Below are 26,158 nucleotides of genomic sequence, written 5' to 3'. Positions count from 1 at the left end.
GCTGCTCGACGACCCTGCTAGGCGTTGCGGCGCAGGCTGCCCGCCATCGCGACCAGGTGAGCCAGTCTTGCGATCTCGGAGTCGAGGAACTCTGGGCCGCCGCGACGGCCCACGACGACCAGCTCGTCGGCGGTGACCGGAGAGGCTGCGACGACGAGGTCGGACCACGCGTCGGGAACGTCGATGTTGGAGGCCTTCTCGAGGTTCTCCGGCCACACCACACCGCCGGGGACCACGGTGGGGGCGGACGGCGTGCCGTGCACGATCACGCCGCTGTCGCCCTCACGGGTCAGGTGCATGCCCCAGTCGACGCGAAACACCTCGGGCACGGCATCGACGAGCTTCTCCACGGCGGTCGCCGGGTCCTGGGTCATCGACTCGACCGCCTCGAGATCGAGGAACAGGTTGCCGCCCGCGGCGTACCGGGAGATCCAGAGGACGCGGACGCCGTCGAGAGCAGTACAGGCAGAGACGATGCTGTCCGGCATCACGCCGTGGTCGGGGGTGATGAAGACGTCGTCGATGGCGACGCCGTCGTCCTTGCCGACGATCTCGATCGCTTCGATGTTGGCCCCGGACGCACCGATCGCGCTCGCCAGACGACCCAGCGAACCGGGGACGTCGGGGAGCTCGACACGGAGCAGGTAGGACATGTCTCGACCCTAACCAACGTGCGTTTCCGCGGGGTTACCCGTCTCAGCGCACCAGCTTGAGGTTGAAGTCCGCCGTCCCCAGGGCGCCCATGAGCCTCACCCAGAGTGGGAGCCACATCTGCTTCGCAGATGGAGCCGACTCGTTGGTTGGTGATGCCGGAGCGCCAGCGGAGGCGTCAGCAAGCAACGAGTCGGTGAACGCGGCACCGTGCAGACCCCGCCGGGATCGCCGAGCCGGTCCCGATGACGGCGATCCTCATGGCTCGAACAATAGGCTCGGAAGATGACCTCCGTGCTCTGGTTCCGACGCGACCTGCGGCTCGCCGACCACCCGGCGCTGACCGCCGCAGCAGCGAGCGGTGACGTCGTCGGCCTGTTCGTCATCGACCCGGTGCTCTGGGAACGCTCCGGGCCCGCGCGCCGCGCGTGGGTGGCGGCGTCGATCCGCGCACTGGCCGATGCCACTGACGGAGCACTCGTTCTCCGCGTCGGCGACCCGGCGGTGGTCCTCCCGGAGGTCGTCGAGTCGGTGGGCGCGACGACGGTGCACGTCACCGGCGAGGTCACGCCGTACGGGCGTCGGCGCGATGCGCGCGTCGCAGCGGCGCTGACCGAGGTCGGTGCGACCGGCCACCCCAGCGGCACGCCGTACGCCGTCGACCCGGGGACGGTGCGCACCCAGCAGGGCGGGCCGTTCCAGGTCTTCACGCCGTTCTCCCGCGCCTGGCGTGATCACGGGTGGCCCGACCCGCTTCCCGCACCGAACGTCGAGTGGCGCCGGATGCGCAACGACGCCGAGGCGACGAAGCTCATCACCGACGCGATCAGGGATGCCCCGGAGGCGATGCCGGAGGCCGGAGAGCACGCTGCCCGCACGCAGTGGGACCGGTTCCGCGCCGATGCGCTCGAGGACTACGACACCGCACGCGACCTGCCCGCCGTCGAGGGCACCTCGCGCCTCTCGCCGTACCTCAAGATCGGCGCGATCCACCCGCGCCAGCTGCTCGCCGACGTCGGGAAGACCAGCCGGTACGCGACCGAGATCGCGTGGCGCGACTTCTACGCCGACGTGCTCTGGAACCGTCCGGAGACCGCGTGGTCGGACCTGCGCCCGCTGGCGATCCCGTACGACGACCCGGCCGACGACCTCGAGGCCTGGCGCACCGGGACCACCGGCTTCCCGATCGTCGATGCCGGCATGCGCCAGCTCGCAGCGGAGGGCTGGATGCACAACCGGGTCCGGATGATCACGGCGAGCTTCCTGACCAAGGACCTGCACGCGTGGTGGCCGACCGGCGCGCGCTTCTTCCTCGACCAGCTGATCGACGGCGACGTGGCCTCGAACAACCACGGCTGGCAGTGGGTCGCCGGCACGGGCACCGACGCGTCGCCGTACTTCCGGGTCTTCAACCCGATCACGCAGGGCAAGAAGTTCGACGCCGACGGCGACTACGTACGCCGGTGGGTCCCCGAGCTCGCGCACCTCCCGGGCAGCGCCGTGCACGAACCGTGGAAGCACCCGCTCGGGTACGAGGGCGACTACCCCCGGCCCATCGTCGACCACGCAGTCGAGCGCCAGGTCACCCTCGACCGGTACGCCGCCCGCGAGCGCTGACGCCCTCGATCCGGGTCGCCACCGTCGCTGCGAAGTCGCTGCAGCGTGTCCGGGCGCTCAACGCACCGTGAAGGACCTGCTCGCCCCGGAGCCGTTGACCGTCGAGGAGCCGGCGTAGGCGAAGACGACCTTGTAACCGCCCTTCGCCTTCACCTTCTTGAAGACTGCGGTCGCCTTGCCTCCGGCGAGCGTCGCGGTAACGGTCCTGACCTTCCTGGTCCCCTTGAACAGCGCCGCGGTGACCTTGCCGGTCGGGACCAGACCGCTCGTGGCGCTGACCTTCGCGCCGGCCGTCACCTTCTTCTTGGCCTTGGAGTACCTGACCGACGGTGACACCTTGCTCGGCGACTTGGCGAACGCGACCTTGTCGACCTGCTTGCTGTTCGACGGCATGTGGCAGTCGAGGTTGGAAAAGGCACCGGCGCTCGACCCGTTCGCCTTGGTGAACTTCAGGGTCACCTCGAGATCGCCCGGCAGGTAGGTCGTGGAACCGGCGGCACGCGGCGCCAGGCGCGGGAGGGCCGCCAAGGCGGTGACCTCGACCGGTCCGGACGGATCAGCCGGCATGGACCGTTTCACGATCTTCTGGGAGACCGACATCGGGGCGCCGTTCACCGTCAGGTTCGAGACGATCGTTCCCTCGACCCATTCCGCGTCGAGGGACGACGCCGCCAGCTTGGCCAGGTCCTTCGGGATCTTCGCCAAGGTCTTCAGCGTGGGGGTGTACCCGGTGCCGAGGTAGACCGTGGACGGCGCATTGGTTCCCGCGCCGACCTCGAAAGCGGTCGGGCCCACCGGGAGCGGCAGGTCGCACGAGTAGGTGAGGTATCCCGTGTCCGCGTGCACCACCGCGGGAGCGACCAGCCCTCCGGAGACGAGTGCTGCGACGAGAAGACGACGGACCGTGACGACGCGCATGGTGATCTCCTAGCGGTGGCCCCCCACAGGCTGTTGGAGGGAACCTACCGACGTTTGATCAACTGCTCAATACCTCGCGGGACGTGTCGTGACGTCACTTCTTGGTGACGGACCTCGACCCGGTCGAGCCGAGAACGGCCGCGTTGCCGCCGTACGTCCAGACGACCTTCCAGGTGACCGCACTCGCGCGCTTCTTCACGCCGGTGAAGACTGCGGTCGCCCTGCCCTTCGACAGGGAGACCGACTTGCTCGCGACCTTCTTGGCACCTCGGTAGAGCGTCGCGGTGGCAGCGCCCGTCGGCACCACGCCGCTGGTCGCACTGAGGGTCACGTTCGAGACGACCTTCTTGGTCGACGCCTTGCGCGCGATGCTCGCAGCGACCCTCGTCGGTGACTTCTGGAGCGTGGCGGTTCCGATCGTCTGGTTCGGCGAGGTCGTGGTGCACTGCGCGTCCACGCTGCCCACGTCGTCGCCCGCCCGCGCCTGCGCTTTGGTGCGGTTGTAGCCGGTGAGGCTCAGCTGCACGACAGGCGTGCTGGTGCTGGCGAGCGTCTTGTAGGTGACCTTCTTGCCGAGGCTCCCGGTGACGGCCGGCAGCGACGTGGTGATGGTCGCGGTGAAGGCCTTCGCCGTCTGCGGGATGTCGGTCCGTGGGAACACGAACGGCACCGCCTTGGAGACCCCGCCGATGCTCAGCGTGTAGCTGCCGGTCGCCGACGCCGACTTCACTCCGAAGAGCGCCGCGAGGCCGACGATGTTGGACGGGATCGTCGCCTTGATGGTCAGCTTCGGGCCCTTGGCCGCCGACACGTACGCCGCGCCTCCGATCTCGACGCTGAAGTTCAGGTCCAGCTCCTGGTCGAGCCCGTCCGCCTTGCAGTGGTGCGGCGCCGAGACGGCGGTCGCGTCAGCAGGGGTGACCGTGAGTCCAGCGATCGCCGTCACGAATCCGAGGACGAGCAGGATCGAGAGGACGAGCGAGTAGCGGCGACGCCGGGTCAGGTTCATGGTGAGAACTCTGCACGTACTGGCGCTTTATAACAAGGGTTTGTACTACGAGTTTAGGTTCGATCTCGCCGATCTCGGTCCGTCAGCTGCCGAAGTCGCCGAAGGGGGCGAGCAGGTCGGTCGGCGTCTTGTCCGATCCCTCGTAGTACCGCACCAGCACGGTGATGCCATCGGTGATCGGCAGCTTGGTCGGCCCGAACGTGCCGGTGAAGGTCTCGGTCTGGCCGGCGGCGATCTCCGCCCGGTCGTCCGGCCCGAGGCGGGCTCCCTCCTTGCAGCTCTGTGCCCTCGCCAGCGGGGTGATCTGGAGGTCCTTGTTCGCCTTGGCGAAGGTCAGGCCGGTGGGATCGATCGCTCCTGAGGGCTGCACGTTGGTACCGAACCGCACCTCAGGCACCGGCGCCGCCTTCTTGCCCTTGTTCTTGATCTTGATCGTGAAGTGCAGGTTCGTCATCGCGGGCGACGACGGAGCGGCGACGCAGGTGTCCGGTGAACCGACGGCGACCAGGTCGGTGAGCGTCTCGACCGAGATCTCGTACCGGGAGCCGTCCGCCGTCTTCCACTCGTTGCCGTACGACGCGTTCGCCGTCCCGGGCACGTCGGCCTTGGTCTCAGGCTTCTCCTCGTCGCCGGTGACGGCGAGACGCGCGGCGAGTGCGAGGGCGAGCACGACCACCCCGAGCACGAGCATCCCGGGGGTCGTTCGGGCCCAGCCCAGGAAGCCGGCCAGCGGGCCCGGTGACCCCGTGGCCCTGCCACGCGCCCGACGTCCAGGAGAGGCTGCTCGCTCGGGACGGGCGGCGCGGCGGGGTGCGGCGCGACGCCGCCCGGGCTTGTTCGGTTCGTTCGTCACAGGTGAGTCTCCGGGGTGCAGCCGGGTTCAAGGGAGGTAGCCGACAGTACGCGATCGGGACCGCCCACAAGGGCGGTCCCGATCGATTCGATGCTGCGCGGACTCAGCCTCCGAAGAAGCCCAGCGCCGGTGCTGCCTGACCCGCGATGATGGCGAACTTGCCACCGACCACGATCGAGCCACCGCTCGTCCGGCTGAGCGCGTAGACCGTCCCGTTCGGGTCCGGCTTGAAGCTCAGCGCGGAGTCGCTGCCGGCATCCAGCGCCGCCAGGTTGGACCGCGACGCCCCGCCCGCGTGGCCGAAGTCACCGCCGACGAACACCTGGCTCCCGATCAGGTAGACGGCGTTGACCGTGCCGTCCACACCCGGGTTCCAGGCACCGGCCGTACCCGTGGCGGAGTCGACAATCGCGACGTGGTCGCGGGCGTCGGAGCCGACGTGGGTGAAGGCGCCACCGAGGTAGGTACCGGCGCTGTTGACCGCGATCGCGTTGACCGCACCGTCAGCGTCCGGGTCGAACCCGGTCGCGCTGCCGGTGGGGTCAATCGCTGCCGCGTTGTTCCGGGTCGCTCCGCCTGCGTGGGCGAACGAGCCACCGACGTAGACGTTGCCTCCGGAGACGGCCAGTGCCTTGACGGCACCGTCCGTGCCCGGGTTCCACGAGGTGGCGCTGCCGGAGGTGGCGTCGATCGCTGCCAGGCTGGCCCGCGCCGAGCCGCCCGCGTTGGCGAAGGTCCCGCCCACGTAGACGTTCGACCCGTCGGCCGCGACGGCGTTGACCGACGCGTCCGCTCCGGGGTTCCACGACGTGGCGGTGCCCGTGCTGCCGTCGATCGCAGCAAGCCGGTTCCGAGCCGCACCACCGGCGTTGGTGAAGTCACCACCGGCGTAGACGGTGCCACCGTTGAACGCCAGGGCCCGCACGGTGTCGTTGGCGCTCGGGTTCCAGCTGGTCACGCCCGAGTTCGGGTCGAACTCCGCCAGGTTGTTCCGGGTCTTCCCACCCAGGACGACGAAGTCACCGCCGACGGTCACGTTGCCGGCTGCGTCACGGGACACGGACCGGACCGTGCGGCCGGCGTTCGGGTCCCAGTTGCTGTCGACCGCCGGCAGCGTGGCCGAGGTCAGCGCACCGATGTTGATCTTGGCCAGGCGGTGCCGGACCAGGGTCGTCGCGCCACCTGCGCCGGTGTTGATCGTGGTGAACCCACCACCGACGAGCAGCGTGCTGGACGTGGCGTTGCCGTACCAGCTCAGGCTGGTGACCCGGACCGTTCGGGTTCGGCAACCAGGTCTGCATCGGGCCGGAGTTGTTGTTGTTGCCGGCGCTCGTGTTGCCACCCAGAACCGTGCAGGCCACCTCGGCCAGGTTCTTGGTCGCCACCCCGTTCACGCTGGTGAAGTCACCACCGATGTAGATCGAGATGTTGGAGATGCCGCTCCCGGTTCCCGGGGCGATCGCGTTGACCGTCTGCGCGCCACCGGCGATGTTCGGCGCCCAGCCGAGCAGCGTCGGGGACGCACCGGACTCGCCGACCAGGAGCGCGTTGTTCCGGGTCGCCGTGTTCGTCGGACTGGCGTTGTTCACGACCCGGAAGTTGCGGTCGAAGCGGCCACCCACGGCGACGAAGCCGGAGGAGAGCCAGGCCACCGTGTTCACCGTGGCGTTCGGGTCGGCACAGGCCGAGGTGCCGGACGGCACCCCGATGCAGACGCCGGCACTCCAGTTGGTCCGGGGCGCCGAGGCCAGCTGCGGACCGTTGAAGGTCAGCGTGGCCGAACCCAGCAGCGCCGCCTGGGTGCCGCCGGCCTGACTGAACTGACCGCCGAAGTACACGGTGCTCGACGCGTTCACGCTGAGCGACTTCACGACGCCGTTCGGGTCTCCACCGGCGAGGTAGACCGGGTTGGCCGTGTTCGCCGGATCGATGAACATCAGGTTGCTGTGACCGCCGTAGCTGAAGTCACCGCCCACTGCGAGGACCTTGCTCGTCGCGCCGGACGCCCGGGTGAGGGCGCGCACGGTGCCGGTCAGGCCGCTGTAGCAGTAGTTCTGGTCCACCGAACCGTCGGAGGAGATGTGCGCCAGCGACGGGCACTGGACCCCCTTGACCTGGGTGAACGACCCACCGAGGAAGTACCCGCCCGCGCCGTCCGACACGGTGGCCAGGACGCCACCGTTGGCTGCACCCGCCGTGGCCGAGGCCAGGCTCACGTTCGATCCGGTGCCACTGTCGGAGATCAGGCCCGAACCGCCGGTCGGCGCACCGACCGTGTCGAAGGAGCCACCGACGTACGTCGTGGTGCCGGAGCCCGGGGTGGTCGCCTTCACCTCACCGTCGGGGATCTGGGTCACGTTCTTCGCGGACAGGTCGTTGAACAGCACCACACCGGTGGTGCCGCTCGCCTTGGCGGTGTCGCCGTTCAGGCCGTGACCGGTGACGACCACGCGAACGGTGCCGCCGTCGTCGGTCGGGTGCACGAGCTGGTACGTCGCGCCGGTGGCCCCGGCGATGTCGGCACAGTTGTCGCCGGCCGCGTCGCAGAGCTGCCACTGGTAGGTGAACGGGCTCGTCGTGTAGTCCCAGGTACCCGCGGTGGCGGACAGGTTGTCACCCGTCGCGACCGAGGCGCCCACGGCGTTGGCAGGGCCGTTCTTGATGCCCGGCGCGGTGTTGTTCACCGGAGCCGGCGGGATGAAGACCGGAGCGCTGTAGTTGACCGGAGTGCTGCCGCCGATGTTGCTGGCGGTGACGCCGACCCGGATCTGCAGACCCTTGTCCGCTGCCTGGAGCACGTACGTCGCGTTCGTCGCACCGGCGATGTCGGCACAGTTGTTTCCGGCCGCGTCGCACCGCTGCCACTGGTAGGCGAACGTCGCCGCACCGTTGTTGTACGTGCCGTTCGTGGTCGTGGTCGCCACGCCCACCTTGCGGTTCGCACCGATCACCGGGGCGGTCGCGATCGTCGGCGGCGGCGGCAGCGTCACCACGGCGGTCTGCGCCGAGGTGGCCGTGGCCGAGCCGTCGAGGTTCGTGCCGGTCACCGCGACCCGGATGGTCTTGCCGAGGTCGGCCGCCACCTGGGTGTACGTCGAGGCGGTCTCACCCGCGATCGGAGCACAGCTGGCACCCGCGGCGTTGCAGCGCTGCCACGCGTAGGTGAACGTCGGAGCGTTCGGCGCGGCCGGCGTCCAGGTGCCGTTGTTCGCGGTGAGGGTGGCCTGCTGGTAGGCCTGGCCCGTGATCGCGGGGGCGACCGTGTTGACCGGCGGGATCGAGCAGATCACCGGCTGCAGGTTGTACGTGCCGAGCGGCGACAGCGAGCTGTAGCCGACGGCCGTGCCTGCGGGGCAGGTGATGGTGCCGGTCTTGGAGTCGATCGGGGTACCAGTGAGCAGACCGAAGGTCGACGTGTTGTGGTACGTCGCACGACGGTTGTTCGCGGAGAAACCGGTCGGCAGCGTGTAGTTCGGCAGACCCGTCAGGGCCAGGACCGAGCCACCCGCGATGCAGCCCTCGGCCGGCGCACCGGCGGAGTCGAGGGCGAGGCGACCCGAGCCGACCGTGGCGGTCGACGGGGTGGCGCTGCCGTTGAACGACGTACCCAGGATGTGGGAAGTCGCACCGAGGGCGGCGACGCCGGTGCAGGTGTTGACCGCAGCTCCCCCGATGGCCACGTTCTGCTCGGCCAGGGTCTTGGAGCTCGCGGTGAAGGACGTCGAGAACTTGTCGGTCGACGCGGAGTTCGGCGAGCAGGTGCCGTCCGTGATCGAGAGGCAGGTGCTGAACGTCTTGGGCGCCGTGGTGGAACCGAGGTTCGGCGTCTCGGTGGCCGCGGCGTCGCGACCGGCCGAGCCACCCAGCGTGATGCTGGTGCCGAGCGCGAAGGCGTGGCTGTAGGAGTCCGACTCGGTCGGGGCCGAGTAATTCACCTTCACACCGGCCGAGGCGATCGGGCCGTCGACGTGCGTGGTCGCCGGGACGTTCTCGAACCGGTCCCGGATCGCGATGCCCGAGCAGGCACCGATGCAGACCTCGTTGGTGACGATCGGCTTCGGGGCGTCGGTCAGCAACGGCGGGAACGTCGGCAGGTCACCGGTGGTGAGGTTCAGCGCGGCCAGCGAGACCGGCGGGATCACCAGGTTCTTGCCACGGTGCACCGAGTAGGTGTTGTCGATGTTCAGGCCACCACCGCTGGCGGTGTCGATCGTCGCGGCCGAGGTGTAGATGACCGGCGCGGTCGACTCGGTGGTGTTGTAGCCGAAGTTGATGACGTTGAGCAGGCCACCGCTGATCTGCACCGGCAGGACCGGCTTGGCGAGCGGCATCTTGGTGATCGACTGGGTGACCTTGATGCCCGAGATCGAGGTGCCGGAACCGGTGAGCGCGAAGCTCGTGGTGCCGCAGAGGTCGAACAGGCCGTCGTTGTCGACGTCGATCGGGGTCGGGACGTTCATCAGCGCCTTGGTGGTGGTGACGATGGGGGTCGTCGAGCCGGGCGCGGTGTAGCTGGTCGTCCAGTTGTACTTGAGCAGCAGCAGGAGAGCGCTGGCGATCGGGCCGGCGGTCGGGATGCTGTTCACGGACGCGAGCGTCTGGTCGTACAGGTTCGAGTACGAGTCACGCAGGAGCTTGTTGGTGTTCTGGTCGGTCTGCTGGATCACCGGGGCGGCAGCGGTCCACAGGCGCGTGGTGTCCACGCCGACGCCGGGGATCAGCGACGACGGCACCGCGAGCAGACCGCAGACGGGGGTGACGATGTTCTGCGCGACCTGCAGGCCGGTGGTCAGTGCCAGCGGGAGCAGACCGGCGACCTCTCCGGTGGCCTGGCTCTGGATGTCGGTGACGTTGGCGAGAAGCTCGTCCTGAGCACCCTCGAGGTCGAGCGCCGCGGCGGCAGCGATCGTGTTCTCGGCGCGGGTCTTCAGGTTGTTGATCGCCGTCATCGAGGCCTCGGTGGCCTTCGCCTGGACGACAGGAGCAGCGACGGCCGCTCCGCCCTTCAGGCCGTTGAGCAGCGAGGTGAGGCTGGTGCCGGCCTGGGTCAGTCCGCCGAGCAGGTTGGTCACGCCTCCGACGCCCGAGGGGTTGGTCCCTCCGAGGTCGACCGTCTTGTTCGGCGTGACGTCGGTGCCGGTGTTGTCCTCGACGTGGACGGTCACTGCCGTGGTCGGGTTGCCCGCGCTCGGGATCGGCAGCACGACGCCGAGGAGCGCGAGAGCCGGGGAGGCGATGCCGAGCGCACCGACCAGGACCCCGACGAAGATGGCGAGCCGCAGGCGCGAGCGACGAGCTCGGCGCGTACCGGCAGAGTGTTCGGACATGCGTGTTACCCCCGTGGTTCCCCTGTCCCCCACCGAGCGGTGGGAGCCAGCGAATAGTTCACCCGCCCGGAGACGAGCGTCAACGGAATCCGTTAGAACCACCCGGCAGGACTACGAGGCGCAATTCGGACGTCGTTCGGGTCGGGTTTCCCCCTGCTTGCCTGCCCGGGTCGGCCGCGCGACCCGGGAACTGACAGAAAGCCCTGTCCCACGCGGGAAACGCCTGGTCGGCGCCGATTTCACTGCTGTCCGGTTTGTGACTGACGACGCTGTTGGTGCTGCGGTTACGAGTGTGACACGCGCGGTCTAGTCCGGATTACGAGCCTGAAGACCCCCGCAATCCGGAGATTGCGGGGGTCTTCAGAAGAGTTGCGCAGGTGCTCGATCAGAAGCCGAGGTCGCGACCGATGAGCTCCTTCATGATCTCGTTCGAGCCGGCCCAGATCTTGGTGACCCGCGCGTCGCGCCAGGCACGTGCGACCCGGTACTCGTTCATGTAGCCGTAGCCGCCGTGCAGCTGGACGCAGTGGTCGAGCACCTCGTTCTGGACCTGCGAGGTCCACCACTTGGCCTTGGCCGCGTCGATCGGCGTGAGCTTGCCCTGCGTGTGCGCCATCACGCACTGGTCGAGGTGCGCCTCGGTGACCTCGATCTTGGTGACGAGCTCCGCGATGAGGAACTTGTTCCACTGGAAGTTGCCGATCGACTGCCCGAACGCCTTGCGGTCGTGGGCGTACTGGATGGTCTCGAGCAGGATCTGCTTCGCGTGCGCGACGTTGGCGATCGCGCAGTTGAGCCGCTCCTGCGGTAGGAACTGCATCATCGAGATGAAGCCGGTGTCGAGCGGCCCGATCAGGTCGTCGTTGCTGACCCGCACGTTGGTGAAGGAGAGCTCGGCCGTGTCGGACTCGGGCTGGCCGACCTTGTCGAGCTTGCGACCGAGCGCGTAGCCCTCCTTGGTGGTGTCGACGCCGAACAGCGAGATGCCCTTGGCCTTCTTCTCCGGGCTGGTGCGGGCCGCGACCACGACGAGGTCCGCGCTGAAGCCGTTGGTGATGAAGGTCTTCGACCCGTTGATGATCCAGTCGTCGCCGTCGCGGACCGCGGTGGTCTTCAGGTTGGCGAGGTCGGAGCCGACGCTGGGCTCGGTCATGCCGATGGCGCCGAGGATCTCGCCGGCGGCGTAGCCCGGGAGCCAGCGCTTCTTCTGCTCGTCGTTGGTCAGGTGCACCAGGTACGGCGCGACGATGTCGGCGTGGATGCCGGTGCAGGAGGCGAGCGCCATGTTGACCTTGGCCATCTCCTCGGCGAGCACCGCGTTGAACCGGTAGTCGCCGGCCTCCGATCCGCCGTACTCCTCGGGGATCTCCAGGCCGAGGAACCCCTGCTTGCCGGCGCCGAGCCAGAACTCGCGCGGCAGGGCGTGCGCCTCGGCGTACTCCTCGACGTGCGGGGTCACCTCGCGGTCGAGGAACTCCTTGACGGAGGCCCGGAATGCTTCGTGGTCGTCTTCGTAGATGGTGCGTTCCATGGGCTCATCCTAGGCGGGATCTACTCGTCGGTAATGAGGCGTGGGACACGGTCGTATCGTCGTGGTGTGAGATCGAGGTCGGTCGCTGTCGTTCTGGTCGCTGCTGCCGCCGTGGCCGTCGCCGGGTGTGGCTCCTCGAGGGCGGAGCAGCCGAGAGACTCCGTTCCGTCGGTGGGCGTGACGACGCCGGCCGCCCCATCGAGCACGCCGACGAGCACACCGTCGAAGGCTCCGCGACCCGAGGTCGGCACCGTCCCGCCGCCGTGGCTCGGGACCCGTGTCCTGGAGAGGACCGCCGACGGGTTCGGGGTGCAGCAGCCGACACCGAAGGCACTGCGCAACCGTCGCTTCACGTTGCCCGACACGACGGATCCTCTTCCTGGCAAGGGATTCGTGTCCCGCGTCGACTCGCCCGCCCCGGCGTCGGTGATCGCGCGCTCGACCTGGGCGCCGGGGTGCCCGGTGGCCGCCACCGATCTCGCCTGGGTCCGGTTGGCCTTCTGGGGGTTCGACGACCAGCGGCACTTCGGCGAGCTGCTGGCGAACGCAGACGCCGCCGAAGACCTGGTCTCCGTCTTCCGCTCGTTGTACGAGGCCCGGTTCCCCATCGAGGAGATGCGGATCACCACCAAGGCGGAACAGACCGCCGCGCCCACGGGCGACGGCAACGACACCGGGTCGTTCAACTGCCGCCCGGTGCGGGGTGCGACGACGTACAGCCAGCACGCCTACGGACTCGCGGTCGACGTGAACCCGTTCCAGAACCCTTACGAGAAAGGGGATCTGGTCCTTCCGGAGCTTGCAGGCGCCTACACGGATCGATCGTGGAAGCGGCCCGGGATGGTCCTGCCGGGAGGTCCGGTGGTGCGTGCCTTCGACTCGATCGGGTGGACCTGGGGTGGGACGTGGCGGACCCTGAAGGACCTGCAGCACTTCAGCGCGAACGGCGGGTGACCTACCGGCCGAGCGCGGTCGCCAGCCGGCTCCGCAGACCTGAGGCTCGTTGCACCTTGAGCGCGATGGCCGCGCGCAGGGCGTCCTCGGTGCCGATGATCGTCACCTCGTCCTTGGCCCGCGTCACCGCGGTGTAGAGCAGCTCGCGGGTGAGCAGCCGGGAACCGTCGGCCGGAAGCACGACCGTCACCGACTCGGCCTCGGAGCCCTGGCTCTTGTGGACCGTCATCGCGAACACCGTCTCCAGTCCGGTGACCCTCGTCGGGGCGAACAGGCGGACGACGTTCTCGACCCGGAGCGCGACGCGCAGACGCCGGTCGGGCATCTGGACGACGACCCCGATGTCGCCGTTGGAGATCCCGAGGCCGCGGTCGTTCGAGGTCACCAGGACCTGGCGTCCGGCGTACCACTCCTCGCGCCGGAGGATCTCGTCACGGTCGACCAGCAGCTGCTCGATCTGCTGGTTCCAGCCGGCCACACCCCAGGGACCGACACGGTGCGCGCAGAGCAGGCGGTGCCTGTCCAGGGCTGCGAACAGCCGGGGGCCCGAGGTGGCCTCGTCGTAGTCCAGCGCGAGCTCGGTGACGGTGGACGCGGCCTGCACCAGCTCTTCACGGACGTCGTCCATCGCCGGACCCAGCGGGTCGACCAACCTGACTTGCGCGACGGCCCCGTCGGTCAGCAGGGCAACAGCTCGCTCGACGGACTCGGCGTTGTCGCCGTCGCGCAACGACTGGGCGAGCTCGTCGAGCGGGTGCAGGTCGCCTTCCTCCGCGTCGGGGTCCTGGGCGATGCGGTGGTTGACCGTGAGCTTGGCGACCGGCGACTTCTCCGCGGGCAGCTCGTCGAAACCCTCGACGAGGTCCTTGAGCACCGCGCCGGCCTCGACCGAGGCGAGCTGGTTGGGGTCGCCGACGAGGATCAGCCGGGTGTCGTCGCGGACCGCCTCGAAGAGTCGTGCCATCTGCGAGAGCGACACCATCGAGACCTCGTCGACGACGATCACGTCGTACGGCAGCGGGTTGGTGCGGTGGTGCTTGAAGCGGGTGCCGCTGTCCGGGCGCCAGCCGAGCAGGCGGTGCAGCGTGGTCGCTCGGAGACCGTCGAGGTGAGCACGGTCCGCAGGTTCGAGCAGCTGAGCGGCGTACGCGACCGACTCCCCCAGGCGAGCCGACGCCTTGCCGGTCGGGGCGGCCAGCGCGATCCGCGGAGCGCGCGGTTTGCCGCGTGCATCGCGGGCGGCGAACTGCTCGGCCAGCAGGACGAGCATGCGCGCCACCGAGGCCGTCTTGCCGGTACCGGGTCCGCCGGTCAGGATCGTCGTCCACTGCTCGGCGGCCTTGCGGGAGGCGACCTTCTGCTCGGCGTACTTCTCCTCGGGGAAGAGCCGGTCCAGCGATGCGCCGAGCAGCGGCACGTCCACCTCGGGAGCGCGCTGCCCGAGTCGCTGCAGCAGGTCGCGGAGGACCTGGTCCTCCTCACGCCAGTGCCGGTCGAGGTAGAGCAGGCGACCGTCGGGGTCCTCGACCAGGTGCAGCACCGTGCCCGGCGGTCGATCGGGCTGACCGGCGATCGCGATGCCGGCGACGAGCGGGCTCCCGGCTACCTTCGCCACCCACGGGCCCACCTCCGGCCACGGCACCGGGTCGTCGAGCTCGAGCGGCTGCGCGGCGATGGTGTCGAGGTTGACGCAGACCGCGCCGAGGCGGGCGCCACGGACGGCGAGCGCTACCGCGAGCAGGACGTCCTGGTCGGCCTCGCCCGCCAGCGCACCGAGACGGTCGGCGACGTGCACGTCGGCCGCCTCCAGGACGCCCGCGCGGTTGAACACCGCGAGCAGGCCGGTGGCCCGGTGCGCGATTCCGCGCGCGACGAGCCCAGCGGGCTCGGTGCTCCGGACCTCGGTCATCGCGCGGCCTCCCCGTCGAGGATGTCGGACAGCGCGATCACCAGGGCCACGGGGGGTCGCCACGAGAACACTCCGCACGGGACGCCGTCGACCTCCGGCGTCGCCGCGCCGACCATGCCGCGGACGTAGAGGTAGAGCACGCCACCGAGATGCGTCTCCGGGTCGTAGCCGGGCTGGCGCCAGCGCAGGTAGCGGTGCAGGACGACCGAGTAGAGCAGCGACTGCAACGGGTAGTGCGAGTGCAGCATCGAGGCGGTGACCTTCTCCGGGGTGTAGTCCCAGGCGGTCTGCGGCCGGCCGCGCTCACCGAGCGTGTTGGTCTTGTAGTCGACCACGACGAAGCGCGGGGTCGCCGCACCGGGCACCCGCAGCACGACGTCGATCGAACCGCTGAGGTAGCCGCGCAGGACCTGGTCCCCCAGGCCCGGAGCCTCGAGCTTGTCGGCGTACGCGCGCATCGGGTCCTCGGCGGGAAGGTGGGTGCGCAGCGCGGCCGCGAACGCCTTCAGCGGCAGTCCGCGCTCGCCGACGCCCGCGTCGCCGTGGGCCATCGGGATCTCGAAGTCGAGCTCGCACAGCCGGTCCTCGCGACCGATCGCGGTGAGCGGCAGCCCGTCGACGAGCGGTCCCAACGAGGTGTGCTGCATCGGCAGCAGCGCGTCCGCGAGCTCCTCGCTCGTCGCCGGGACCGACCACCACCGGCGCTCGTCCTCGACCTTGGCGAGAAGCTCGGCGCGCAGGTCGACCGCCTTCGGATCGGCGTGCTCGAGCACGGCGTGGACCAGGGAACCGAAGGTCGCGCTGCCGGCCATCGCACTCATCGGAGAGATCATCGTCTCGTCGATCTCGACGTCGGCCTCGACGACCGCGACGGTGTCCTCGACCGGCTCGTCCTCGTCTGTCGTGCCCTCGGTCTCCGGCTCGCTCTGCAGCGGTCGGGCGGCGAGCTCCTCGGCACGGATCAGGCCGCTGTACGACGTGCGCCGCCACTCGGTGTCCACCCCGCGCCCGAACGTTCGCGCAGCCAGCTCGGTCGGCGCCTCGGCCAGGCTGACCCGGGTCCGGTCGATCTTGCTCTCCTCGACCCGGAAGGCGCCCAGTGCCGCCCACCGGGTGAGCACCTCGTCGGCCTCGTCGTCGGTCGTGCCGAACGCGGCGCGGTCGGGGACGGCGGAGTCCTCGGGGCCTCGCCCGAAGAGCAGGCGGGTCAGGGCCCCGTTCGGTCCGTTGTACGTCGGCGCCCACCAGGTGACGACCTGCGCGCGCGCCCGGGTGAGGGCGACGTACGCGAGCCGGAGCTCCTCCTGGGCTTCTTCCGCGCGCGCGAGCGCCTTGGCCCGTGGGCTGTCTGCGACGTCGAGGCAGGGCAGGTCCCCTTCGTGGTACGCGTGCACCGTCGGCCAGTCGCGCACCGGGCGGTCGAAGAGCTGCGGCAGGTAGACGACCGGGTACTCCAGCCCCTTCGAGCCGTGGATCGTCACGAACTGGACCGCCTTCGCGTCGACGTCCAGCCGTCGCCGACGGGCGTCGTTGCGGTTGCCCTCGGCGATCGCGTCGCGCAGCCAGCCGAGCAGGCCGGTCACGCCGAGCCCCTGCTCCTGGGACGCCGCGTGCAGCAGCTGCCCGACGTGGTTGAGGTCGGTCAGCAGGCGCTCGCCGCCCTCGGTCGCGAGCACCCGCGGCGCCATCCCGGCGGCGTGCGCGGCACCGGAGACGGCGGCGACCCCACGGGAGCGCAGCAGCTCGAGCCAGCTGCGCACGCGCTCGGCAAGCTGGTCGGTGCGCTCGTCGTCGGCGAGGACGAGCTCGTCGGGAGTCAGGCCGAGGAAGGGGGTCAGCGCGGCCGCGCGGATGCGACCGGAGAGCTGCGGCTTCTCCATCGCCTCGAGCAGCCGGAGCCAGTGCTGCGCCGCGGCACTGGTCATCACGCTCTCCGCGGCACTGATCACCGACGGGATCCCGCGCTTGGCGAGCTCTGCCTGGATCCGGGGGGCGTCGTCCTTCACCGAGTGCAGCAGGACCGCGATGTCACCGGGGTCGAGCGGCCGCCCGTCGAGCAGCACGCCCTCGGCGAGCTGGCGCGCGACGTCGCCGGCCAGGTCGGCTGCGATCCGGTCGCGCACCTTGCCGATGTTGATCGTGCCGGACTTGGTCAGCGTGAAGCCGTCGCGGCGTACCTGGCGCAGGCGCACGCCTCCCCCGGTCGACAGCGAGGACCGCTGCCGGTCGGCCGCGACCTCGTGCACCCGGATCCGCTCGTCACCGAGCTGCGCACCCTTCATGAGGACCTGGAGCGCCTCGACCACCGGGGCGTCGCTGCGGTAGTTGGTGCCGAGGGTCTGCACCGTGGCGTCCCGCACCGCCCGCAGGTACGTCGGGGTGTCACCCCCGCGGAACGCGTAGATGGCCTGCTTCGGGTCACCGATCAGCACGAGCCGGGTGCTGGTCGTGAAGGCGTGCCGGAGCACGTCCCACTGGACCGGGTCGGTGTCCTGGAACTCGTCGACCAGGACGACGTCCCAGCGGGCGCGCATCCGCAGGGCCGCGGCGGTCACCGGGTTCTCCTCGGTCGGCGCCAGGGCCTTCGCCAGGCGCGACAACATGTCGTCGAAGGTGAAGATGCCCGCGCGACGCTTGCGGGTCTCGATCTCGGCACGGACGCCCTCGGCGAACGCGACCAGGGCAGCTGCCTCCGGGCTGGCGTCCTCGACGGGCCGCAGCGCGGAGTGGCTGCTCTCGACCCCGCGACGAGCGGCATGACCAGCAGCCTTGTAGGTGACCGGAGGGTCGGTCGCACTGTCGGCGTACAGGCCCAGGAACAGGTCGTCGACCACCTCGTCGCGCAGGTCGGTGATGTCGTCGCGCAAGGTCTCCGAGGAGTCGGAGTCCCCGGCCACACCGAGCGAGCGGAGGACGGCGTGGCAGAACTCGTGGGTGGTCGCGATCGTCGCCGCGTCGTAGTTCGTGATCGCGTCGAGCAGACGTCGGCGGCGTTCGGCGATCTCGGCGTCGCTCAGCGACGACCCGTCCGGAGCGCGGGTGAGGATCGCGACGTCGTCGGCCGCGGCCCGGGCCACGTCGGGGTCGGCGAGCACCTCGGCGGTGTGCACGAAGCGTTCGCGGACCCGGTCACGCAGCTCCTGGGTCGCTGCCCGGCTGAAGGTGATCACCAGCAGCTTGTCGAGCGGCGCGATGTCCTCGGCGACGAACCGGGTCGCCAGCGCCGCGACCGCGTAGGTCTTGCCCGTACCCGCGCTCGCCTCGAGCACGGTGGTGCCGATGCCGGGCAGCTCTCCGGCCAGGTCGAAGGTGCGGGTGCTCTGGTCGGACGTCATCACTCCACCTCCGCCTGCAGAGCAGCGGACCAGGCCCGGACGGCGATCTCGTCGAGCAGCGGGCCGACCTCGCCCTGCTCGGCGAGGACCTCGTCCAGCGAGGGCTTGCGCCCCCAGGCGGCGAGCATCTCGCTGCTGCCGTTCTCCCGTCGCCACTTGTCGCCGAGGTCGCGCTGGACCATCCAGGCAGGCTTGCTGGACCCGGCCGCGCGAGCCGCCGACCGCGAGGTCTCGGCGGCGTACGGCAGCACCCGGGTCAGCGCGAGGTCGTAGAAGCCGACGAGGTCGGCGAGTGCCTGGCCAGGATCGACCGGCGTCCCGTAGGTCGCTCGCACGGGCTCGTCGCCCTCCTCGGCACGACCGATGACCCGGGCGACCCAGGGACCGCTGTGGGCAGCCGACAGGGCGACCAGGCTGATCCAGGCGTCGAGCCGGTGCTTCGCGCTGAGCCGGGAGAACGTCGCGCGGACCAGGCGGGACCCGTAGAGGTCGTTGACGGTGCCGACCAGACGGCGACCGTCAGGGAGCGCGAGGTCGATGTCGATCGCACGCGCCTTCTCCGACTGGGTGGCGGAGGCGAACTGCTCGGTCAGCGGTGCTGCCGCGGTGGCGAGCTGGTGGGTCTGGCGCCAACCGAACCGACCCGGCGGCATGGTGCCCCGTCGCCACTCCGCCTGCATCGCATCACCGGGGGCACGGCCGGCGACCATCTCGGCGAGCATCCGATCACCCACCTGCCAGCGGGAGAGACCGCCGAGCTCGACAGGCATCGAGTCGGAGACCTCGTCCTCCTCGCGCGGGAGGTCGATGCCCAGCCGGAAGCGCAGGAACCCGCGCACCGGGTTGGAGACGACGCTGATCAGGTCGGTGAGCTCGATCGTCTCCAACGGTGCCGGACCGGCGTCGAGGTCGGCCGGCAGCGGGGCCGGCTGCCGCTCGCCCGCCGCGGCCCGGGCAGCGCGCGCCGCATCGGGGTCGAAGGAGAACGGAGCACCACCGTCGGCGACCAGGTACTCGGGGTGGAAGGACTGCGACCGGTGCTTGCGCACGACGGTGTCGGTCCCGGTGCGGTCGACGACGTCGAGGAACTCGCGCAACGGGATCGACGGCGGCCTCTCCAGCCCGGAGGACTCGCTGAAGCCGGTGTAGGTGATCACCAGGGTGTCGGTCGCGGCCATGACCGCGTCGAGGAACAGCTGCCGGTCCTCGCTGCGGGCGTCGCGCTCGCCGACCCGCGGCAGGCGCGCCAGGACGTCGTCGCCGTCGGAAGCGCCGCCGCGCGGGAACACGCCGTCGTCCAGACCGAGCAAGCACACCACCCGGTGCGGGACCGAACGCATCGGCGTCATCGTGCAGACCGTCAGCGTGCCGGTGCGGAAGTTCGCGCGGGTCGGCCGACCCGCGAGCTGGGAGCCGAGCAGCGACCGCACGTCGGGGAGCCGCAGGGTCAGGTTGCCCGAGGTCGCCTGCGCCTCGGCGGACACGGCCAGACCGGCGAGCTCGCGGCGGACCTGCGCGAGCTGCCACTCGTCACCGTGCGGCACGTCCGCCAGAAGCTCGACGCCGTCGGCGAGCACGGACATCCAGTGCTCGACGTCGTGCTCGCCGGTGAGGTCGGCGGTGAGCGCCGCCAACCGGTCGATCGCCTCGGCGAACCGACCGGCCAGGCTGATGTCGGTGGTCGAGACGTCGTCGAGCGGCAGGGTCGGTCCCAGCCACATCGCGGAGTCGTCGGAGAGCGCGACGCCGGTGAGGATCCGGTCGAGCCCGAAGCGCCAGGTGTTCTGCGAGAAACCGGCGAGGCCGTAGCGCTCGCGGTCCTCGGCGTTCCAGGCCCAGCGGATACCGGAGCGGGTGACCCACTCCGTCATCGTCTCCAGGTCGGACTCGCTGAACCCGAAGCGCCGGCGTACGGGATCGGTGGCGAGCAGGTCGAGCACCCGGCTGGCCTCGGCCCGGCCGTCGGCGAGGTCGACCAGGCGGGACAGCACGGCGAGCAGCGGGTTGGTCTGCTGCGCCGAGCGGTCTGCGAGCATCACCCGGAGCTGGTTGCCCGGGTGTCCGCCCGCGACCGCATCACCGAGGCCGAAGGCGCCGCTGATGAGCGGTGCGTACTCGTCGATGTCCGGGCACATCACCAGGATGTCGCGGGGCTCGAGCGTCGGGTCGTCGGCGAGGAGACCGAGCAGGACCTCGCGGAGCACCTCGACCTGGCGGGCCGGACCGTGGCAGGCGTGCACCTGGACCGACCGGTCGGAGACGTCGCGGCGCTCGGGAGCGCGGTCGGCCGCGATGTCGGACTGCACGTGCCCGAGGAGCGTGGCCGGACGTGCCGGCGACTCCAGCACGTGCTCGGTCACCGCCCCGGCCGCGACCAGGGTCGCCTCGGTCTCACGGATGTCGCGACCCATCGCCGCGAGCAGGGGGTGCCGGATGTCGACGTGGCTGCGGTCCTCACGGCGCCAGCCACCGGACGTCCGGCCGCGCAGCTCCTCCCACAGCGGGGCTGAGGGGTGCGGCAACCAGAGGTGGACGTCCCGGTCGCGACCGAGGGCAGCGAGCAGGGAAGCCTCGGTGGCGGCGATCCGGGTGTGGCCGAACAGGGAGATGCGCGCAGGCAGGTCGAGCGCGAGCGAGCCGGACTCGAGGTCCGCGACGACACGGGCGTGCCGCACCACCGGGCTCGGCCCACCGACGGCAGCGACCGTGCGACGCCAGAGCTCCGGCTGCCAGGCGAGGTCGTCGGGCAGGGTCGTGCCACCGCCGTCTCCTGTGCCACCGGCCTCCCAGTCGGCCAGGAGCGCGGGGCGCTGCACGGCGTACGACGCGAACAGGCCGGCGAGCCGGCGGGAGACGGCGAGGCGGCGCCCGCGGCGCAGGTCACCCTCCTCGCCGGCGACGCCGTGGCCGAGGTGATCGCCGAGCACGCGCGCCCAGGGCTCGCCGACCGCGGCGTCGATCACGCGCAGCAGCGGCCACATCAGGGCGTCGGTCGACCAGGGGTCCTCGTCGCGGGTGCCGAGCACCTCGGCGATCAGCGACCCCGGGGACCGGAAGTCGACACCGGCGCACACACCGTCCTCGCCGGCCGGGCCGTGGCCGAGCTGGTGGGACAGCCGCTGGGAGAGCCAGCGCTCGACACCGCGCGCCGGAACGATGACGAGCTCCTTGGCGAACGGGTCCGGCAACGGGGTGCGCAGCAGGTCGGCCAGACCTGTGACGAGCAGGTCGGACCGCTCGCCTCGGTGCACCAGGAACGCCACGTGCGGAGCCTAACGAGCGCCCGAGCTTGCTCGAGGCCGAGTGGGCGACAGCACGATGACGAGCGAAGCGAGGATCACGGGTTCAACCTAGTGGGAGGGGGCGACACGTACGGCCCCGGTCGTCGAGCCTGCCGAGATGCCACCGGTCGCACCGACTGCGCAGACCTCACCACGTCTCGGCAAGCTCGACGACCGGGCTAGGACGACCGGGCTAGGCGAACGGGTTGGGCGTGGCCCCCGGGAGCTTGGCGAGCAGCTCCTGCGCCTGGCCCAGCAGCTTGTGCTCGACCAGCACCTCGTACCGGGTCGCGACCACCGCGGTCACCGAGGAGAAGTCGCGCTGACCCCGCGTCGCGAGGTAACCGAGCAGCGACCAGATCGTGCCGAACGCCGCACCCATGAGTGCCGTCGAGGCGAGCATCGCGAACACGTTGTCGTTGTCGCCGAAGAAGGAAAGGATCAGCCCGACGAAGAGTCCGAGCCACAGACCGGACATCGCACCGAGGCCGGCGACCCGACCGTTGGTCAACCGACCGGTGATGCGCTCGATCTGCTTGAGGTCGGTGCCGACGATCATGCAGTTCTGCACCGGGAACTGGTTGTCCGACAGGAAGTCGACCGACTTCTGCGCCGCGGCGTAGTCGTCGTACACCGCGAGCGACTGCGGGAACTCGAGGCTCAGGAGCTTCTGCGAACGGGGCTGCTGGAGGTTTGCCATACCTCCATCATGCTCCTGCCGTGGGCGCGCTCAGGCGCCGGTCGAGCCGCCGGCGACCTCGTAGGACCACAGCTCGCTGGCGACACCGACGGGACCCTGTCCGTCGCCGTGCCCGTGACCGTGCCCGTGGCCCGCACCGTCGCCGTGCCCGTGGCCCGCACCGGCTGCGCCCGCCGTACCGCGGTGACCCTCGCCGAAGGCCGCCGAGGTCAGCCAGGCCTGGAACGACTCCTCGTCACGCCACCGCGTGACGACCAACCACTGGGTGCGCTCGTCGGTCGGCTTGAGGAGCTCGAAGCCCTCGAAGCCCTCCTGCCCGTCGACCGCACCGGCACGCGCTGCGAACCGGCGGGCGAGCTCGTCGCCGCTGTCGGCGGGAACGGTGATGGCGTTGATCTTGATGATGCTCATGGCGCCAATCTACTGACCGTTCAGCAGGCTCTCGAAGTCGCCCATCGCGGCCAGGTCGCGGTCGAACTGGTCGAGCCTGCTCGCGTGCGGGCGTGCGGCCACGAGCGCTGCGAGCTCGGCCGCGGCGCGGTCGACCCGGCCTCGCAGGCCCGCGCCGTCCCCGGCGAAGTCGTCGGTCGCGGCGAACACCGCGGTCGGGACGACGACCGCGTGCAGGTAGCTGAACAACGGCCGCAGCGCGTGCTCGAGCACGAGGCTGTGCCGCGGCGTACCGGCGGTGGCGGCGACGAGCACCGGGGTGCCGTCCAGGGCGCCCGTCTCGAGGACGTCGAAGAACGTCTTGAACAGTCCGCTGTAGGACGCGCTGAAGACCGGCGTCACGGCGATCACCGCGTCCGCCTCGACCACGAGCTTCTGCGCGGCCGCCAGCTCGCCGGTCGCGAAACCCGTGAGGAGGTGGTCGGTCAGGGCGTGCGCGAGCGGGCGCAGCTCGACGTGCTCGACCGTGACCTCCTCCTTCGACGCCGCGACCGTCGCGGCGGCGAGGAGGTCGGCCAGGAGTCGGGTGCTCGACGGGTCGGACAGCCCGGCGCTGATGACGACGAGGTGGCGGGTCACTGGAGGCTCCCTTCGGGCGTCTCGGCAAGCTCGACGACCGGGGCGGCGTCGGCGACCGGGGCGGCGTCGACCACCGGGGCCGACTCGTGCTTGCGGAGCTCGGCGACGACCTCGCCCAGCAGGTCGAGCTGACGCAGGACGGCGTCCAGCGGCAGGCCGGCGTGGTCGACCAGGAACAGCTGCCGGTTGTAGTTGCCGGCGTACTCCTTGAACCCGAGCGTCTTCTCCACCGCCTGCTCCACGGACCCGACGGTCAGCGGGGTCTGCTCGGTGAACTCCTCCAGTGACGGGCCGTGGCCGTAGACCGGGGCGTTGTCGAAGTACGGGCGGAACTCCTTGACGGCGTCCTGGCTGTTGCGTGCCAGGTACACCTGGCCCCCGAGCCCCACGATCGCGTCCTCGGCCTTGCCGTGGCCGTAGTGCTCGAAGCGGGAGCGGTACAGCGCGATCATCCGGGCGGTGTGCTCGGCCGGCCAGAAGATGTGGTTGGAGAAGAACCCGTCGCCGTAGTACGCCGCCTGCTCGGCGATCTCCGGGCTGCGGATCGAACCGTGCCAGACGAACGGCGGGGTACCGTCCAGCGGGCGCGGGGTCGAGGTGAACGCCTGCAGCGGCGTGCGGAACCTGCCCTGCCAGTCGACGTTCTCCTCGCGCCACAGCTTGTGCAGCAGCGCGTAGTTCTCGATCGCCAGGTTGATGCCCTCGCGGATGTCCTTGCCGAACCACGGGTAGACCGGGCCGGTGTTGCCGCGGCCGAGCATGAGGTCCATGCGGCCGTCGGTGAGGTGCTGCAGGTAGGCGTAGTCCTGCGCGAGCCGCACCGGGTCGTTGGTGGTGATCAGCGTGGTCGAGGTGGAGAGCTTGATCCGCTCGGTCTTCGCAGCGATGTGCGCCAGCAGGACCGGCGGGTTCGCGGGCGCCGCGAACGGCGGGTTGTGGTGCTCGCCGGTGGCGAAGACGTCCAGGCCGATCTCCTCGGCCTTCTGGGCGATCGCGACGGTGGCCTTGATGCGCTCGTGCTCGCTCGGCGTACGACCCGTGGTCGGGTCGGTGGTCACATCGCCGACGGTGAAGATGCCGTACTCCATCAGATCCTCCTCGGTCCTGGATGACGATCCAGGTAGTTGATCATTCAACAAACGGGTGCGGATGTCCATTCCCGCGGCAGGGACGAGCCGTAACCGGGGTCGGTTCGGGATCGTTGAGGCGTTCATGCGCCGCTTCTCACGTCGACTCGTCCTGCTGCTCGCCCTCGCGACCGCAGCCGTGACGGTCGTCTCGCTCGGATCCGCTGCCCCGTCGAACGCGGACCTGCTCTACAAGGTCCAGACGCTGCACTTCAAGGTGCCGGTCGGGCACGACGGCAAGTACTGCGACATCGTCGGCGACGTCTACAAGCCGATCCTCGCCAGCGGCAGGAACAAGGTCCCGGCGGTGATGGCCACCAACGGGTTCGGGGGCTCGAAGGACGACCAGGCTCAGTTCGGCAGGGGTTTCGCTCAGCGCGGGTACGGCTTCCTCTCCTACTCCGGTCTGGGCTTCGGCGGATCCGGCTGCAAGATCACCCTCGACGACCCGGACTACGACGGCCTGGCCGGTTCGGTGCTGATCAGCTACCTCGGCGGGGGCGACCACATCGCGTACCTCGACGCCAAGCACACCAAGCCGGCCCCGCCGGTCGACTGGATCCAGCGCGACAAGTACGACCACAACGGCGACAAGCGGACCGCCGATCCGCGTGTCGGCATGGTCGGCGGCTCGTACGGCGGCCAGATCCAGTTCGCGATCGCGTCGCGCGACGCGCGCCTGGACGCGATCGTCCCGATCATCACCTGGAACGACCTCACCTACTCGCTGGGGCCGAACAACACCTCCCAGGTCGGCATCGGCACCAGGACCCGCACCCCCGGTGCCACCAAGCTGACCTGGGGACTCGGCTTCTCCGCCCTGGGCATCGTGAACGGTCTGCAGCACGCGCCGGAAGACCCGACCCGGCTGCTCCCCTGCCCGAACTTCGCCGACTTCGTGTGCCCGGCGCTGGTGCACGCCGGCACCCTCGGCTACTTCGACGACGCCTCGGCCAAGGCACTGCGGCACGCATCGGTCGGCAGCTACATCTCCCGGATCAAGATCCCGACCCTGGTCATCCAGGGTGAGAACGACACCCTGTTCAACCTCAACGAAGGCATTGCCAACTACTCCGAGCTGCAGCGTCGCGGCGTCGAGACCAAGATGATCTGGCAGTCCTGGGGACACTCCCAGGGCACCCCGGCTCCGGGCGAGTTCAGCCGCGACAACCTGAACCCGGTCACCCAGTACGAGACCGGCCGGATCTTCAGCTGGTTCGAGAAGTACCTGCGCGGTCGCGACGTCGACACCGGCCCGGAGTTCGCCTACTTCCGCGACTGGGTGAAGTACAGCGGCAACGCCAAGCCGGCCTACGCGACCTCGTCGACGTTCCCGGTCGGCAGCCAGAAGCCGTTCTACCTGTCCGGCAAGAACCTGGTGAGCTCGGCCGTCGGCCTGACCCGGGCGAGCCAGGCGATCATCACCGCACCGGCCGGCGTACCGACCAACCTGAGCACGCTCGACGCCATCGGCTTCTTCGCCAAGGCTCCGGCGCTCGAGGGCGACCTGCCCGGCACGACAGCCACCTGGGACACGGCGGCACTGACCCGCAGCGTCGCGGTCGCCGGTACGCCGAAGCTCACCCTGAAGGTCGACTCCCCCATCGCGGCCGCCACCCAGGCGATCGGTCCGGCCGGCCAGCTGGTGCTCTTCGTCCGCGTCCAGGACGTCGGCCCCGACGGCAAGGCCACCGACATCAACATCCTCAACGCCCCGGTCCGTGTCGCGGACGTGACCAAGCCGTTCAACGTCAAGCTGCCCGCGTTCGTGCACCAGTTCGGCACCGGCCACCGGATCCGGTTGGTCGTCTCGTCGAGCTCGGTGAACTACCGCGGCGGTCTGCTCTCCAACGTCGTCACCATCCCGTCCGGCAGCAGCAGCCAGGTGCTGACCCTGCCGGTCGTCGGTTGATCAGT

17 protein-coding genes are annotated in these 26,158 nt (G+C 70.2%); 3 read left to right on the top strand and 14 right to left on the bottom strand.

Annotated elements, in window-relative coordinates; all coding sequences use genetic code 11:
- Positions 1-17: 17 nt before the first annotated feature.
- Complete coding sequence (locus ABIE44_RS10140; RefSeq protein WP_209718611.1) at positions 18-653, bottom strand: ACT domain-containing protein; 636 nt, start codon at positions 651-653, stop codon at positions 18-20.
- A gap of 283 nt (positions 654-936) precedes the next feature.
- Between ABIE44_RS10140 and ABIE44_RS10135 the strand changes: the two genes are divergently transcribed.
- On the top strand, positions 937-2,268 hold the full coding sequence (locus ABIE44_RS10135) for a cryptochrome/photolyase family protein (protein ID WP_209718615.1): 1,332 nt from the start codon (positions 937-939) through the stop codon (positions 2,266-2,268).
- A gap of 57 nt (positions 2,269-2,325) precedes the next feature.
- On the opposite strand, the gene ABIE44_RS10130 is transcribed toward ABIE44_RS10135, so the two are convergent.
- From ABIE44_RS10130 to ABIE44_RS10105, 6 genes are all read right to left on the bottom strand, one after another.
- The gene (locus ABIE44_RS10130) at positions 2,326-3,186 is read right to left on the bottom strand and encodes a hypothetical protein (RefSeq protein WP_209718620.1); all 861 of its coding nucleotides are present in this window, start codon (positions 3,184-3,186) and stop codon (positions 2,326-2,328) included.
- A gap of 94 nt (positions 3,187-3,280) precedes the next feature.
- A complete protein-coding gene (locus ABIE44_RS10125) occupies positions 3,281-4,195 on the bottom strand; it encodes a hypothetical protein (RefSeq protein ID WP_209718623.1) in 915 nt (304 codons plus the stop codon).
- Positions 4,196-4,277: 82 nt separating this feature from the next.
- Positions 4,278-5,048, bottom strand: coding sequence for a hypothetical protein (locus ABIE44_RS10120; protein ID WP_209718626.1), 771 nt, complete (start codon positions 5,046-5,048; stop codon positions 4,278-4,280).
- A 103-nt stretch (positions 5,049-5,151) separates the two neighbouring features.
- Positions 5,152-6,108, bottom strand: coding sequence for a hypothetical protein (locus tag ABIE44_RS10115; protein WP_354437980.1), 957 nt, complete (start codon positions 6,106-6,108; stop codon positions 5,152-5,154).
- The gene (locus ABIE44_RS10110; protein WP_354437979.1) at positions 6,098-10,375 is read right to left on the bottom strand and encodes a hypothetical protein; all 4,278 of its coding nucleotides are present in this window, start codon (positions 10,373-10,375) and stop codon (positions 6,098-6,100) included. The genes ABIE44_RS10115 and ABIE44_RS10110 overlap by 11 nt, the downstream gene beginning before the upstream one ends.
- A 385-nt stretch (positions 10,376-10,760) precedes the next feature.
- Positions 10,761-11,906 carry an acyl-CoA dehydrogenase family protein gene (locus ABIE44_RS10105; RefSeq protein WP_209718631.1) on the bottom strand — a complete coding sequence of 382 codons (1,146 nt, stop codon included), beginning with the start codon at positions 11,904-11,906 and terminating at the stop codon, positions 10,761-10,763.
- Positions 11,907-12,083: 177 nt separating this feature from the next.
- Here ABIE44_RS10105 and ABIE44_RS10100 point away from each other — a divergent pair, with 177 nt between their 5' ends.
- Positions 12,084-12,860, top strand: a complete 777-nt coding sequence (locus ABIE44_RS10100; RefSeq protein ID WP_354437978.1) for a M15 family metallopeptidase — start codon at positions 12,084-12,086, stop codon at positions 12,858-12,860.
- Position 12,861: 1 nt separating this feature from the next.
- Here ABIE44_RS10100 and recD read toward each other — a convergent pair whose 3' ends face one another.
- From recD to ABIE44_RS10065, 7 genes are all read right to left on the bottom strand, one after another.
- Entirely contained in the window at positions 12,862-14,769 is a 1,908-nt protein-coding gene (gene recD, locus ABIE44_RS10095) for an exodeoxyribonuclease V subunit alpha (RefSeq protein WP_209718637.1), read from the bottom strand.
- Positions 14,766-18,104 carry a UvrD-helicase domain-containing protein gene (locus ABIE44_RS10090; protein WP_209718640.1) on the bottom strand — a complete coding sequence of 1,113 codons (3,339 nt, stop codon included), beginning with the start codon at positions 18,102-18,104 and terminating at the stop codon, positions 14,766-14,768. The genes recD and ABIE44_RS10090 overlap by 4 nt, the downstream gene beginning before the upstream one ends.
- Positions 18,104-21,367 (bottom strand): exodeoxyribonuclease V subunit gamma, encoded by a 3,264-nt coding sequence (recC, locus tag ABIE44_RS10085; RefSeq protein ID WP_209718643.1) that lies wholly within the window; start codon positions 21,365-21,367, stop codon positions 18,104-18,106. Before recC ends, ABIE44_RS10090 begins: the two co-directional genes overlap by 1 nt.
- 211 nt (positions 21,368-21,578) lie before the next feature.
- A complete protein-coding gene (locus ABIE44_RS10080) occupies positions 21,579-22,085 on the bottom strand; it encodes a YflT domain-containing protein (RefSeq protein WP_209718646.1) in 507 nt (168 codons plus the stop codon).
- Between the two features lie 30 nt (positions 22,086-22,115).
- Positions 22,116-22,496, bottom strand: a complete 381-nt coding sequence (locus ABIE44_RS10075) for an antibiotic biosynthesis monooxygenase family protein (protein WP_354437977.1) — start codon at positions 22,494-22,496, stop codon at positions 22,116-22,118.
- Positions 22,497-22,505: 9 nt separating this feature from the next.
- Positions 22,506-23,114, bottom strand: coding sequence for a CE1759 family FMN reductase (locus ABIE44_RS10070; RefSeq protein WP_209718649.1), 609 nt, complete (start codon positions 23,112-23,114; stop codon positions 22,506-22,508).
- Positions 23,111-24,202 carry a CE1758 family FMN-dependent luciferase-like monooxygenase gene (locus ABIE44_RS10065; RefSeq protein ID WP_209718652.1) on the bottom strand — a complete coding sequence of 364 codons (1,092 nt, stop codon included), beginning with the start codon at positions 24,200-24,202 and terminating at the stop codon, positions 23,111-23,113. The genes ABIE44_RS10070 and ABIE44_RS10065 overlap by 4 nt, the downstream gene beginning before the upstream one ends.
- A 124-nt stretch (positions 24,203-24,326) precedes the next feature.
- On the opposite strand from ABIE44_RS10065, the gene ABIE44_RS10060 reads away from it, so the two are divergent.
- Positions 24,327-26,153, top strand: coding sequence for a CocE/NonD family hydrolase (locus ABIE44_RS10060; protein ID WP_209718655.1), 1,827 nt, complete (start codon positions 24,327-24,329; stop codon positions 26,151-26,153).
- Positions 26,154-26,158: the final 5 nt, after the last annotated feature.

It is taken from the genome of Marmoricola sp. OAE513, from assembly GCF_040546585.1.
In the GTDB taxonomy this organism is placed as follows: Bacteria; Actinomycetota; Actinomycetes; order Propionibacteriales; family Nocardioidaceae; genus Marmoricola.
The sequence above is the reverse complement of the archived record's forward strand: the minus strand, read 5'-3'. Positions and strand labels throughout refer to the sequence as shown.